The organism is Serratia sp. G204Y, assembly GCF_051172435.1.
Taxonomy (GTDB): domain Bacteria; phylum Pseudomonadota; class Gammaproteobacteria; order Enterobacterales; family Enterobacteriaceae; genus Serratia; species Serratia sarumanii.
On sequence record NZ_JBPIZA010000005.1, the window covers coordinates 70,612 to 82,802 of the forward strand.

General features: G+C 61.7%; 13 protein-coding genes. 7 read left to right on the top strand and 6 right to left on the bottom strand.

The window, feature by feature from the left end; genetic code table 11:
- The first annotated feature begins 4 nt into the window (after window positions 1-4).
- From ACSBQQ_RS19965 to ACSBQQ_RS19995, 7 genes are all read left to right on the top strand, one after another.
- Complete coding sequence (locus tag ACSBQQ_RS19965; RefSeq protein ID WP_004937006.1) at window positions 5-781, top strand: DUF4311 domain-containing protein; 777 nt, start codon at window positions 5-7, stop codon at window positions 779-781.
- Between the two features lie 11 nt (window positions 782-792).
- Window positions 793-1,443, top strand: a complete 651-nt coding sequence (locus tag ACSBQQ_RS19970) for a DUF4310 family protein (RefSeq protein ID WP_033636148.1) — start codon at window positions 793-795, stop codon at window positions 1,441-1,443.
- Window positions 1,444-1,503: 60 nt separating this feature from the next.
- Window positions 1,504-2,643 (top strand): amidohydrolase/deacetylase family metallohydrolase, encoded by a 1,140-nt coding sequence (locus tag ACSBQQ_RS19975; protein ID WP_060428847.1) that lies wholly within the window; start codon window positions 1,504-1,506, stop codon window positions 2,641-2,643.
- The gene (locus tag ACSBQQ_RS19980) at window positions 2,627-3,745 is read left to right on the top strand and encodes a DgaE family pyridoxal phosphate-dependent ammonia lyase (protein ID WP_033648992.1); all 1,119 of its coding nucleotides are present in this window, start codon (window positions 2,627-2,629) and stop codon (window positions 3,743-3,745) included. The genes ACSBQQ_RS19975 and ACSBQQ_RS19980 overlap by 17 nt, the downstream gene beginning before the upstream one ends.
- The gene (dagF, locus tag ACSBQQ_RS19985) at window positions 3,742-4,482 is read left to right on the top strand and encodes a 2-dehydro-3-deoxy-phosphogluconate aldolase (RefSeq protein ID WP_004937022.1); all 741 of its coding nucleotides are present in this window, start codon (window positions 3,742-3,744) and stop codon (window positions 4,480-4,482) included. Before ACSBQQ_RS19980 ends, dagF begins: the two co-directional genes overlap by 4 nt.
- A 94-nt stretch (window positions 4,483-4,576) precedes the next feature.
- Window positions 4,577-5,791 (top strand): lactonase family protein, encoded by a 1,215-nt coding sequence (locus ACSBQQ_RS19990; protein ID WP_060426830.1) that lies wholly within the window; start codon window positions 4,577-4,579, stop codon window positions 5,789-5,791.
- Between the two features lie 51 nt (window positions 5,792-5,842).
- Window positions 5,843-7,759, top strand: coding sequence for a BglG family transcription antiterminator (locus ACSBQQ_RS19995; protein ID WP_060426828.1), 1,917 nt, complete (start codon window positions 5,843-5,845; stop codon window positions 7,757-7,759).
- Between the two features lie 33 nt (window positions 7,760-7,792).
- Here the strand turns inward: ACSBQQ_RS19995 and npr are convergent, their stop codons facing one another.
- The 6 genes from npr to lptB form a co-directional block, all read right to left on the bottom strand.
- Window positions 7,793-8,065 (bottom strand): PTS phosphocarrier protein NPr, encoded by a 273-nt coding sequence (npr, locus tag ACSBQQ_RS20000; protein WP_033648996.1) that lies wholly within the window; start codon window positions 8,063-8,065, stop codon window positions 7,793-7,795.
- Window positions 8,062-8,916: an RNase adapter RapZ gene (gene rapZ / locus ACSBQQ_RS20005; protein ID WP_015379177.1), complete on the bottom strand. Its 855-nt coding sequence runs from the start codon at window positions 8,914-8,916 to the stop codon at window positions 8,062-8,064. Before rapZ ends, npr begins: the two co-directional genes overlap by 4 nt.
- Window positions 8,917-9,045: 129 nt before the next feature.
- Window positions 9,046-9,507: a PTS IIA-like nitrogen regulatory protein PtsN gene (gene ptsN, locus ACSBQQ_RS20010; RefSeq protein WP_016930212.1), complete on the bottom strand. Its 462-nt coding sequence runs from the start codon at window positions 9,505-9,507 to the stop codon at window positions 9,046-9,048.
- A 155-nt stretch (window positions 9,508-9,662) separates the two neighbouring features.
- Complete coding sequence (gene hpf / locus ACSBQQ_RS20015; RefSeq protein WP_004937038.1) at window positions 9,663-9,950, bottom strand: ribosome hibernation promoting factor; 288 nt, start codon at window positions 9,948-9,950, stop codon at window positions 9,663-9,665.
- 23 nt (window positions 9,951-9,973) lie between these two features.
- Window positions 9,974-11,407: an RNA polymerase factor sigma-54 gene (rpoN, locus tag ACSBQQ_RS20020; protein WP_060428849.1), complete on the bottom strand. Its 1,434-nt coding sequence runs from the start codon at window positions 11,405-11,407 to the stop codon at window positions 9,974-9,976.
- Between the two features lie 52 nt (window positions 11,408-11,459).
- Window positions 11,460-12,185 carry an LPS export ABC transporter ATP-binding protein gene (gene lptB / locus ACSBQQ_RS20025; RefSeq protein WP_004937040.1) on the bottom strand — a complete coding sequence of 242 codons (726 nt, stop codon included), beginning with the start codon at window positions 12,183-12,185 and terminating at the stop codon, window positions 11,460-11,462.
- Window positions 12,186-12,191 lie beyond the last annotated feature (6 nt).

Consider the following 12,191-nt stretch of genomic DNA (forward strand, 5'->3'; position numbering starts at 1 on the left):
ACTGATGTTTTTAATCATCTTATTTAAATCGATTATTATCGGTGGGCTGGTGGGGGTCGGCGTAGGGGCCGGCGCCGCACGCATGTTCCACGCGCCGACAACACAGGGCATGGGGGCGTTTCGCACCCTGGGCGAGCTGAATTCCTGCGAGGGCGATCCGGCTTCCCACTTCTCATTCGGTCTGGGCTTCTTCTTCAACGCCTGGGCGTCTTCCGTGGCGGCGGGTTCCTTCACGCAGGACGTCGACCACCGCATCATCCCGCACTGGGGCGCGGCGGCCCTGATGGTCAAGAACCGCAATCTGGCGCAAACGCTGCACGATCCGAAAAAAATGGCCATCGCCTGCGGCATCATCGGCATGCTGGTGGTGGCCTTCCTCAATACCACCGCTTCCGCCGTGCCGGCCGCGCTGCAGGTCACCGCGATCAAGGTGCTGGTGCCGGCGGCCAACCTGCTGGTGAACACCGTGATGCCAGTGATCTTCTGGCTGGCGGCGATCGACGCCGGGCGCCGTTCCGGCTTCTGGGGCACCATCTTCGGCGGCCTGGCGCAGCTGATCATGGGCAACGCCGTGCCGGGCCTGGTGCTGGGCATTCTGATCGGCAAAGGCGTGGAAGAGAGCGGCTGGAACAAGATCACCAAGATCATGATGGCGGTGATCGTGCTGCTGTTCGTGCTGAGCGGCTTCTTCCGCGGCTTCGACATGAAAGTTCTCGAGTCCTTCAGCCTCGGCGTGCCGGGCTGGCTGGACGCCATTCACAACACCCTGAGCGGTAAATAAGGAGCGGGATGATGGAAGAGCAAACCCAAAAAGGCTTCTGGTACGCCGACTGGTCATTCCCGATTTTTGTTGGCCTGCTGTCCTCCGGCGTGTTCGCCGGGACGCACATGTATTACCTGTACGGCATCGGCGCCTTTAACGAAGTGGCGTTCGTTTCCATGCTGCGGGCGGGGATGGATACCGGCGTATACGGCGCGGTGGCGGCGTTCGGCGCCAGCTTCCTGTTCGCGCGCATCATCGAAGGCTCGCTGGTGGGCATCCTGGACATCGGCGGCGCGATCCAGACCGGCGTCGGGCTGGGCGTGCCGGCGCTGCTGCTGGGAGCCGGCATCGTGTTCCCGGTCGCCAACTTCGCCGCTTCGCTGGTGACCGGCCTGGTCATCGGCCTGGCGATCGGTTACGTGATCATCCTGGCGCGCAAATTCACCATCAATCAGAGCAACTCCACCTACGGGGCGGACGTGATGATGGGCGCGGGCAACTCGTCGGGCCGTTTCCTCGGGCCGTTGATCATCCTGTCGGCGATGACCGCCTCGATCCCGATCGGCATCGGTTCGCTGCTCGGCGCGCTGCTGTTCTATATCTGGGGTAAACCGATCACCGGCGGAGCGATCCTCGGCGCGATGATCCTGGGGGCGATCTTCCCGGTAGCCATTTCTTGAGAGGCCTGCGCCAGGCGCCGCCCGATGCGGCGGCGCCCGGGCTAACAGGAGCAATGCGGTATGTATGACTTAGTAATCAGAGGCGCCAGACTGGCGGACGACACGCTGATCGATCTGGCGGTGAAAGACGGCAAAATCGCCTCGGTCGGGCGGCTGGCGGCGGACGTCAGCGCCGTTCGCCAACTGGATCTGGCGGGCAACTGCCGCCTGAGCCCCGGTTGGATCGATGCGCACGTGCACTGCTATCCCGACTCGCCGATTTACCATGACGAGCCGGATCGGGTCGGCGTCGCCAGCGGCGTCACCAGCGTAGTCGATGCCGGCAGCACCGGCGCCGACGATATCGACGCCTTTTATCAGCTGACGCGCAGCGCCAAAACCAACGTGTTCGCCTTCCTCAACATCTCGCGCATCGGCCTGCTGCGGCAGAACGAGCTGGCGGAGTTGACGGACATCGACAAGCGCGAGGCCGGCCAGGCCATCGCCAATCATCCCGGCTTCATCATCGGCATCAAGGCGCGCATGAGCAGCAGTGTGGTGGGCAAGAACGGCACCCGGCCGCTGGTGTTGGCCAAAGAGATCCAGCGGGAAAACCGCCAGCTGCCGCTGATGGTGCATATCGGCAACAACCCGCCGGATCTGGACGAGATCGCCGATCTGCTGACCCGTGGCGACATCATCACCCACTGCTACAACGGCAAACCGAACCGCATTCTGACGCCGGCGGGCACGCTGCGCGAGTCGATCCAGCGCGCGCTGCGGCGCGGCGTGTTGCTCGACGTGGGGCACGGCACCGCCAGCTTCAGCTTCGAGGTGGCGCGCCAGGCGATCAAGCTGGGCATTTTGCCGCACACCATCAGCTCCGATATTTACTGCCGCAACCGCATAAACGGGCCGGTGCACAGCCTGGCGACGGTGATGTCCAAATTTTTCAGCGTCGGCCTGACGCTGCCGCAGGTGATCGCCTGCGTGACGGAGAACGCCGCGTCGGCGCTGCAGCTCAGCGGCAAAGGGCGGCTGGAGCCGGGCTATGACGCCGATTTCACGCTGTTTGAACTGCGCCGCGAACCGCAGGTGTTCGCCGACGCCGAAGGGCAAACCGCCGAGGGCGAACAGCTGTTGGTGCCGCTGGCCGCGGTGGTGGCCGGGGAAATCCTATTAACCGAACAAGGGGAGGCAAGCCATGTCTTCGATTTATGAAAAATACGGTTTGAAGCAGGTGATCAACACCTCCGGCCGCATGACCATTCTCGGCGTTTCCACGCCGCGCCAGGATGTGATCGACGCCGTTGACTACGGCCTGAATCACTATTTCGAAATCAAGGATCTGGTCAACAAGACCGGCGCCTACATCGCCGATCTGCTCAACGTGGAGGACGCGGTGATCGTTTCCTGCGCCTCGGCGGGCATCGCCCAGTCGGTGGCGGCGGTGATCGTCAAAGATAACGCCAATCTGTTGGTGAACCTGCACTCGGCGCCGATCGCCGTGCCGCGTGAGATCGTGCTGCCGCGCGGCCACAACGTCAACTTCGGCGCGCCGGTGGACACCATGGTGGCGCTGGGCGGCGGCAAGGTGGTGGAAGCGGGCTACGCCAACGAATGTTCGCCGGAGCAGATTGAAGCCTGCATCACGCCGCAGACGGCGGCGATCCTGTACGTCAAATCGCACCACTGCGTGCAGAAAAGCATTCTGTCCGTCGAACAGGCGGCGGTGGTGGCGCGCAAGCATAACCTGCCGCTGATCGTCGACGCCGCGGCGGAAGAAGATCTGATGTGTTATTACCAGATGGGAGCCGATCTGGTGATCTACAGCGGCGCCAAAGCCATCGAGGGGCCGACCAGCGGCCTGGTTATCGGCAAGAAACAGTACGTCGAGTGGGTGAAGCTGCAGTCCGGCGGCATCGGCCGGGCGATGAAGGTCGGCAAAGAGGGCATCCTCGGCCTGACGCAGGCGATCGAAAGCTATCTGACGCTTGAGAAAACCACCGGGCAACAGATGGTGGCGCGGATGACGCCGTTCCTCGACAGCCTCAACACCCTGACCGGCGTCAGCGCCAGAACCGTCTGGGACAGCGCCGGCCGCGATATCGCCCGCGCCGAGATCGCCTTCGACGAAGCGGTGCTGGGGCGGTCGACCTATGACATCGTCCAGGCGCTGAAAACCGGCGACATCGCCATCTACTTCCGCGGCTACAAGGCCAACGAGGGCAAGATTGAGGTCGACGTGCGCAGCGTCGATGAGCAACAGCTGATGACCGTCTTTAGCTGTATCAAGAACCTGTTTACGGAGAAACAAGCATGAAGCTGCAGCCTAACTACTATCGCGACCGCGTCTGCCTGAACGTGCTGGCCGGCTCCAAAGCCAATGCGCAGGACATCTACGCCGCGGCGGAAGGCCATGTGCTGGTGGGCGTGCTCTCCAAGAACTACCCGGACGTCGACAGCGCGGTGACCGACATGCTGCGCTATGCGCGCCTGATCGACAACGCGCTCTCGGTCGGCCTGGGCGCCGGCGATCCGAAGCAGTCGGCGATGGTCAGCCTGATCGCTCAGCAGGTGCAGCCGCAGCACGTCAACCAGGTGTTTACCGGCGTTGGCGCCAGCCGCGCGCTGCTGGGCCAGAACGACAGCGTGGTCAACGGCCTGGTGTCGCCAACCGGCCGCGTCGGTTGGGTGAAGATCTCTACCGGCCCATTGAGCGCCGCGGCGCCGGACGGCATCGTGCCGGTGGAAACCGCCATCGCCCTGCTGAAAGACATGGGCGGCAGCTCCATCAAGTATTTCCCGATGGGCGGCCTGAAGTGCAAGGACGAATATCAGTACGTAGCCAAGGCCTGCGCCGAGCATGACTTTATGCTGGAGCCGACCGGCGGCATCGATCTGGAGAACTACGAGCCGATCGTCGAGATCGCGCTGGCGGCCGGCGTGAAACGCGTGATCCCGCATATCTACAGTTCGATCATCGACGCCGCCAGCGGCGACACGCGCCCACAGGACGTGAAAACCCTGCTGGCGATGACCAAAAAGCTGGTGGGCTGAACGCGCAATGGGATGAGGTAAAGGCTGGGAGGCGAAGGCTTTCCCCTGGCGCGGCATGCCGCGCCGTTACCTATACTCAGGTCTGAGGATAACTATGCGAAACTGGCAGGCTCCAACCCGACGCACCGCGTTGTTCCTGGCGCTGCTGGCCGTGACCGGCCCGGCGCTGCATGCTGAGGATGCAATGAATTCCACGTCATCTCATTTCGCCTATATCGGCACCTACAATCCCAACGGCGAAGGCGTTTACCGGGTGCAGGTCGATCCGGCCAGCGGCGCGCTGAGTCACACTACGCTGGTCAGCAAAGTGCCGAATCCGGCGCAGCTGACGCTGGGCGCCGATGGCAAGACGCTGTATGTCGCCAGCGAAGTGGCCGATTTCAACGGCGGCAAGCACGGCGGCATCACCGCTTACCGGGTCAATCCGGCCGACGGCGGCCTGACGCAGCTCAACCAGGTGGATTCGCAGGGAGCGGGGCCGGTGTATCTCTCATCGACGCCGGACGGGCGCCATCTGCTGGTGGCCAATTACGTCAGCGGCAGCGTGGCGGCTTTCCCGATCGAAGCGGACGGCAGCCTGGGCGCCGCCAGCTCGGTGCAGCAACAGCAGGGCCCGGCGGGCGCAGCCAAACCGGCGGCGGCGGTGAACGGCAGCTTCGCCATCAGCGATCACAACGGCCCACATGCCCATATGATCGCCAGCGATCCGAGCGGCAAGTTCGTGTTCTCCACCGATCTGGGGTTGGATCGCATCTACCAATGGCGCTTTGACGCCGCGAGCGGCCGGCTGACGCCGAACGATCCGCCGTGGATCGCCGCCTCTTCCGCCGGCGCGGGTCCGCGTCACTTTGTGTTCCATCCGGACGGCGAAACCGTGCTGCTGGTGAACGAAGAGGCCTCGACGTTGACCAGCTACCGTTTTGATCGCCAAAAAGGTACTCTGAAACAACTGCATGCGGTTTCCGCGCTGCCCGCCGACTATCAGGGCACCAGCTTCGCTTCGGGGCTGGCGCTCAGCAAGAACGGCGACACGCTGTACGTCGCCAACCGGCTGCATAACAGCATTGCCCAGTTCAGCGTGGGCGCCGGCGGTGAGTTGAAGCCGGTGGCGGAAACCTGGACGCGCGGCGATTACCCGCGTTCGCTGGCGCTGAGCCCGGATGGCCGCTATCTGTATGCGTTGAACCAGCGCAGCGATAACATCACCCGCTTCAGCGTAAACCCGACGGACGGCAAACTCAGCGTTGTGGGCGGCTATCTGCCGATCGGCAGCCCCTCGCAAATGGCGTTTCTGCCGCCGCCGAAGTAACCCGTGGCCCGCCCGGTTCGCCGGGCGGGTCGCCTGATTGACGGACACAGAATGGTGCGATTTCCTTACCCGCGTTTGGCTTACTTGTTCGATGCTTTGCAAACCGAGACTTTGCCGCAGGATGAGCTGGCGAAGCGTTTCGCCGTGTCCACCCGCACGGTGCGGGCGGACATCACCGCGCTGAACGAGATTCTGGACAAATACGGCGCGCGTTTCGTGCATAACCGCGGGGCCGGCTATCGCCTGCAGGTCGATAACGCCGCGCTGTTCAGCGCCCTGCAGCATCAGGAGCGCCGCAAGCATGCCACCCCGCGCAGCGCGCAGGAGCGTGTGCATTATCTGCTGGTGCGTTTTTTGACCTCAGCCTTCTCCCTTAAACTGGAAGATCTGGCCGACGAGTGGTTCGTCAGCCGCGGTACGTTGCAAAACGACATGGCTGAGGTGAGAGAGCGTCTGGCGCACTATCAATTGACGATTGAAACCAAGCCGCGTTACGGCATGAAGCTGTTCGGCACGGAGATGGCGATCCGCGCCTGCCTGACCGATCTGCTGTTCCAACTGCAGCTGGCCGACGCCGAGAACCCGCTGCTCAACAACGAGATCCTGCTGCAGCCGCAGGTAGCGGCGTTCGCCGGATTGCTGCACCCGCTGCTGTCGCAATACGCCATTCGCCTGACCGACGAGGGCGAGCAGTACCTGATCTTCTACTGCGCGGTGGCGCTGCGGCGCATCAACGACGGCTATCCGCTGCCGGACTTCGAGGTGGAAGACGGCGACGACGCGGTGCGCCAGGTATCGACCCGCCTGGCGGCGGAACTGCGTTCGGCCTCCGGCAAAGAGATCTCGATGGCCGAAGAGGCCTATCTGCGGGTCAATATCGCCGCGCGGCGCGTGCAGGACGTGCAGCCGACCGAGATCAACGCCGACGATGAAGAAGCGCTGGTGGACTACATCCTGTCCTACATCAACGCACACTATAACTACAACCTGCAGGGCGACGAGCAGCTGCGGGCCGATCTGCTCACCCATATCAAGACCATGATTACGCGGGTGAAATACCAGATCAATATCCCCAATCCGCTGTTGGCCAACATCAAGCAGCACTATCCGATGGCTTACGACGTGACGCTGGCGGCGGTCTCCAGCTGGGGCAAATACACCCCCTATACCCTGAGCGAGAATGAGATAGGCTACCTGGTGCTGCACATCGGCGTGGGGCTGGAGCGGCATTACAACATCGGTTATGAACGCCACCCGCAGGTGATGCTGGTGTGCGATACCGGCAACTCGACGGTGCGCATGATCCAGGCGCAGATTGCGCGTAAGTATCCGCAGTTGGTGATGACGCGCATCGTCTCGCTGCGCGATTACGAGATGCTTGCGCATATCGACGAAGACTTCGTGATTTCCACCGCCCGCATCGGCGAAAAGAACAAGCCGGTGGTGGTGATGTCGCCGTTCCCAACCGATTACCAGCTGGAGCAGCTGGGCAAGCTGGTGCTGGTGGATCGCACCCGACCGTACATGCTGGAGAAGTTTTTCGACGCCGAGCATTTCATGGTGCTCAACGAGCCGCTGACGCAGGCGGAACTGTTCAGCCGGGTGTGCGGCCAGCTGGAGCGGGAAGGGTACGTCGGCGCGGACTTTTATCCGTCGGTGGTCGAACGCGAGGCGATCGTCTCCACCTTGCTGGGCGAGGGCATCGCGCTGCCGCACTCGCTGGGGCTGCTGGCCAAAAAGACCGTGGTGGTGACGCTGCTGGCGCCGCAGGGCGTCGCCTGGGGAGAAGGCGAGGTCGCGCACGTGATTTTCCTGCTGGCGATCAGCAAGAGCGACTATGAAGAGGCGATGGCGATCTACGAGCTGTTCGTCACCTTCGTGCGTGAACGCTCAATGAGCCTCCTGCTGAGCAGCGACAGCTTCGACAGCTTTAAAGCGGTGGCGCTGGACTGCCTGAGCCGGAGCTGAGTGGGAGAGGATATGGGGGATTGGGCTCAGCGGCTAATCTTCATCAAACCCGGAGTTGAACAGCTCGACGACCGCCTCCAGTGCGTTGACTTCGTCGGGGCCGGTCGCTTCGACTTCGATATGCCGGCCCTGGGCGGAGTCCAGCATCAGCAGCGCGATGACGCTGCTGGCCTCGGCTTCGGTGCCGCTTTCGTTGCGCAGCATCACTTCGGCGTCGAAGCTTTGCACCAGCTCGAACAGTTTCATCGCCGGGCGCGCGTGCATGCCCAGCTTGTTTTTGATTTCAACCGTCTGTTTGACCGTCATTGTTTGCGCTTTTCCAGCGTGCGGTGGCGCGACTGCACGTTCTTGCCGCGCGAGCGGAAGTAATCGGCCAGCTGTTCCGCCACGTACACCGAGCGGTGCTTGCCGCCGGTACAGCCGATGGCGACCGTCAGGTAGCTGCGGTTGTTGGTTTCCAGCATCGGCAGCCATTGCTCCAGGTAGCTGCGGGTCTGGTAGATGAAGTTGTGCACTTCGGTATGGCGATCGAGGAACGACGCGACCGGCTTATCCAGACCGGTCATCGGCCGCAGCTTCGGATCCCAGTGCGGGTTCGGCAGGAAGCGCACGTCGAACACGTAGTCGGCGTCGATCGGGATGCCGTGCTTGAAGCCGAAGGATTCGAACACCATGGTCAGCTCGCGCTCACGCTTGCCCAGCAGGCGGGTGCGCAGCATTTCGGCCAGCTCGTGCACCGACATTTCCGAGGTGTCGATAATCAGGTCAGCCCGCGAGCGCAGCGGTTCGAGCAGATCGCTCTCTTCGTCGATGGCGCTTTCCAGCGACAGGTTTTTGCTGGAGAGCGGGTGCAGGCGGCGGGTGTCGCTGTAACGGCGGATCAGCGTGTTGCGATCGGCGTCGAGGAACAGCAGCTGCGGCGAGAAGCTGTCTGGCAGCTGAGTCATCGCGTATTCGAACACTTCCGGCGATTCCGGCATGTTGCGCACGTCGATGCTGACCGCCGCGGAGATATTGCGTTCCGCCAGCGTATTGGCGAGTTGCGGCAGCAGCACCACCGGCAGGTTGTCAACGCAGTAAAAACCCATGTCTTCCAGCGCCCGCAAGGCGACGGATTTTCCGGAACCGGAACGGCCGCTGACAATCATCAGCACCATGTGGCAACTCCCCTGGCATCGCGGCGGCGTTCATCGCCACCGGTGGAAACTTTGTTATTCCGGCCGAGGCCGGATCCATCATCGTGAAACAGTAACGTTATCCGGGCTGGAAGTCACGCCGGCCGGACATTACTCGGTGATGATTTGGTAAAGTTCTTCGTCGCTTTGCGCGGCGCGCAGGCGGCGGCATACGGTTTTGTCGGCCAGGCGTTTGGCGACCAGCGACAGGGTATGCAAATGGGTTTTGCACTGATCGGCAGGCACCAGCAGCGCGAACAGCAGGTCGACCGGCTGGTTGTCGATAGCGTCGAAAGCGATGGGTTGGTCGAGACGGATAAACACGCCAACGGCCCGCAGTGTGTCCTCTTCCAGTTTGCCGTGGGGAATGGCGATACCGTTGCCGATACCGGTGCTGCCCATGCGCTCCCGGGTGAGAACCGCGTCAAACACCACCTGCGAAGGCAGATTGAGCTGTTTGGCGGCCAGTTCGCTGATAATTTCCAAAGCCCGCTTCTTGCTGGTGCAGTGTACCGAGCTTTTGGTGCACTCGATGTTTAACACCGAGCTTAATTGCATATATTCGTTGTTCATCTCATCTTCACTTAAAACCGCGCCGCCGGGCGCACCCGGCAAGGCGGTTTTTCGTCGGTTTTAACCCTGATTACCGTTCGGCGCGTCACCCATGCGGGTCACGCGCCGAAGGGCGAGGCGGCGACGGATGCCGCCTCATGGAGTGGGTTAGGGTGTCAGTGTTGCTTCAATTTGTCTTTATGTTTGTTCAATTGACGTGCCAATTTGTCGATCAGCGTATCAATTGCGGCATACATATTCTCGTCTTCCGAGGTGGCGTGCAACTCGCCTCCATTCACGTGCACCGTTGCTTCCGCAATTTGCTGCACTTTTTCCACACTTAATACAACATACACCTGATTGATGCGATCAAAATACTGTTCGAGTTTGGCGAACTTGTTGTTCACGAACTCGCGCAACGGATCGGTGATTTCGATGTGGTGTCCGGTAATGTTGAGCTGCATAGTGTCTTCCTTCTCAATAGAGGTCAAACCAACTGTTTACGCTGGTTCGACGGCGGGATGGACAAAGACTCTCGGTACTTGGCGACGGTGCGCCGCGCCACGATGATCCCCTGATCGGCGAGCAGGGTGGCTAGCTTGCTGTCGCTGAGTGGCTTGGCGGGGTTTTCCGCCGCAATCAATTTCTTCACCAACGCGCGGATCGCCGTCGAGGAGGCTTCGCCGCCGCTGTCGGTATTCACGTGGCTGGAGAAGAAATACTTCAATTCAAAAATGCCGCGCGGGCTGTGCAGAAACTTCTGCGTGGTGACGCGCGAGATCGTCGATTCATGCATCTCCACGGCCTGGGCGATATCCGCCAGCACCATGGGTTTCATAAACTCTTCGCCTTGCTCGAAGAACGCCTGCTGTTGGCTGACGATGCAGCGGGTGACCTTCAGCAGCGTCTCGTTGCGGCTCTCCAGGCTTTTAATCAGCCACTTGGCTTCCTGCAGGTTGCTGCGGATAAACTGGCCGTCGGCTTCGCTGCGGGCGCTGTTGCCCAGCGCGGCGTACTGCTGATTGATCTTCAAACGCGGCACGCTGTCGCCGTTGAGCTCGACCGTCCATTTGTTCTGCGTCTTGCGCACCAGCACGTCCGGGATCACGTATTCCGACTCGCCGGTATTGATCGACTGCCCCGGGCGCGGATCGAGCGACTGAATCAGCAGCATCGCTTCTTTCAGTGTATCTTCTTTTAGCCGGGTTGATCGCATCAGGCTGCGAAAGTCGTGGTTGGCCAACAGATCCAGATGGTCGCTGATGATCAGCCGCGCTTCGGCCAGGTAAGGGGTGTCTTTGGCGTATTGGGAGAGCTGCACCAGCAGGCAATCGCGCAGATCGCGCGCGGCGACGCCGATCGGATCGAAACGCTGCACGCGCTTCAATACCGCCTCGATTTCCTCGAGGGTCACGTTCTCGTCGCCCAGGCTTTCCAGAATGTCTTCCAGCGGCACCGTGAGATAGCCGGTGTCGTCCACCGCGTCGACGATGGAGGTGGCGATGGCGGCGTCGGTATCGGAGAACGGCGTCAGATCCACCTGCCACATCAGGTAATCCTGCAGCGTTTGGGTGGTCTCGCCCTGATAGACCGGCAGTTCGTCGTCGCTGTAGTCGGTGCCGGTGCCGGACGGCGTGCCGGCGGTGTAGATCTCATCCCAGGTGGCGTCCAGCGGCAGCTCTTCCGGCATGTCTTTCTGTTCCAGCGCCTCGCGGGTATCGAGCCCCTCGGTCTCCTGGGTTTCTTTGGCGTCGATTTCGTCGTGCAGATCGGTCTGTTCAAGCAGCGGATTGCTCTCCAGCGCCAGCTGGATCTCTTGCTGAAGCTCAAGCGTGGACAACTGCAGCAGGCGGATCGCCTGCTGGAGCTGAGGAGTCATGGCCAGCTGTTGGCTGAGCCTGAGTTGCAAACCTTGCTTCATAGTTTTCTGTCTACTTCCGTTAACGGTGTCGCCCCGCAGGGCGCGCCGGCGCTTAGAGGCGGAACTCTTCGCCCAGATAAACGCGTTTAACCTGCTCGTCGGCCAGAATAGCATCCGGCGTGCCGTGAGCAATCAGTTTGCCCTGGCTGACGATGTAGGCGCGTTCACACACGTCCAGCGTCTCGCGCACGTTGTGGTCGGTGATCAGCACGCCCAGGCCGCTGTCACGCAGGTGCTCGATGATTTTCTTGATATCGATAACGGAGATCGGATCCACCCCGGCGAAGGGTTCGTCCAGCAGTATGAATTTCGGGTTGGCCGCCAGCGCGCGGGCGATTTCGACACGGCGACGCTCACCGCCGGACAGCGCCTGGCCGAGGCTGTCGCGCAGATGGGAGATATGGAACTCTTCCATCAGCTCCTTGGCGCGGTCTTCGCGCTGTTCGCTGGTGAGGTCGGGGCGAATCTCCAGCACCGCCATCAGGTTGTCGTACACGCTCAGGCGGCGGAAGATCGAGGCTTCCTGCGGCAGGTAACCGATGCCGCGGCGCGCGCGGGCGTGCAGCGGCAGCAGACTGATGTCTTCTTCGTCGATCACGATGCGCCCGGCGTCGCGTGGCACGATGCCGACCACCATGTAGAAGGTGGTGGTTTTACCGGCGCCGTTCGGCCCGAGCAGGCCGACGATCTCGCCGGATTTCACTTTCAGGCTGACGTCTTCGACAACTTTACGGCCCTTGTAGGCTTTCGCCAGGTTTTCTGCGATGAGTGTTGCCATAAGTGA

What these genes read in the sequence shown, in the direction of transcription:
- ACSBQQ_RS19965 (WP_004937006.1), top strand. Translation starts at nt 5, where the DNA reads ATGTTTTTAATCATCTTATTTAAATCGATTATTATCGGTGGGCTGGTG.
- ACSBQQ_RS19970 (WP_033636148.1), top strand. Translation starts at nt 793, where the DNA reads ATGGAAGAGCAAACCCAAAAAGGCTTCTGGTACGCCGACTGGTCATTC.
- ACSBQQ_RS19975 (WP_060428847.1), top strand. Translation starts at nt 1,504, where the DNA reads ATGTATGACTTAGTAATCAGAGGCGCCAGACTGGCGGACGACACGCTG.
- ACSBQQ_RS19980 (WP_033648992.1), top strand. Translation starts at nt 2,627, where the DNA reads ATGTCTTCGATTTATGAAAAATACGGTTTGAAGCAGGTGATCAACACC.
- dagF (WP_004937022.1), top strand. Translation starts at nt 3,742, where the DNA reads ATGAAGCTGCAGCCTAACTACTATCGCGACCGCGTCTGCCTGAACGTG.
- ACSBQQ_RS19990 (WP_060426830.1), top strand. Translation starts at nt 4,577, where the DNA reads ATGCGAAACTGGCAGGCTCCAACCCGACGCACCGCGTTGTTCCTGGCG.
- ACSBQQ_RS19995 (WP_060426828.1), top strand. Translation starts at nt 5,843, where the DNA reads ATGGTGCGATTTCCTTACCCGCGTTTGGCTTACTTGTTCGATGCTTTG.
- npr (WP_033648996.1), bottom strand. Translation starts at nt 8,065, where the DNA reads ATGACGGTCAAACAGACGGTTGAAATCAAAAACAAGCTGGGCATGCAC.
- rapZ (WP_015379177.1), bottom strand. Translation starts at nt 8,916, where the DNA reads ATGGTGCTGATGATTGTCAGCGGCCGTTCCGGTTCCGGAAAATCCGTC.
- ptsN (WP_016930212.1), bottom strand. Translation starts at nt 9,507, where the DNA reads ATGAACAACGAATATATGCAATTAAGCTCGGTGTTAAACATCGAGTGC.
- hpf (WP_004937038.1), bottom strand. Translation starts at nt 9,950, where the DNA reads ATGCAGCTCAACATTACCGGACACCACATCGAAATCACCGATCCGTTG.
- rpoN (WP_060428849.1), bottom strand. Translation starts at nt 11,407, where the DNA reads ATGAAGCAAGGTTTGCAACTCAGGCTCAGCCAACAGCTGGCCATGACT.
- lptB (WP_004937040.1), bottom strand. Translation starts at nt 12,185, where the DNA reads ATGGCAACACTCATCGCAGAAAACCTGGCGAAAGCCTACAAGGGCCGT.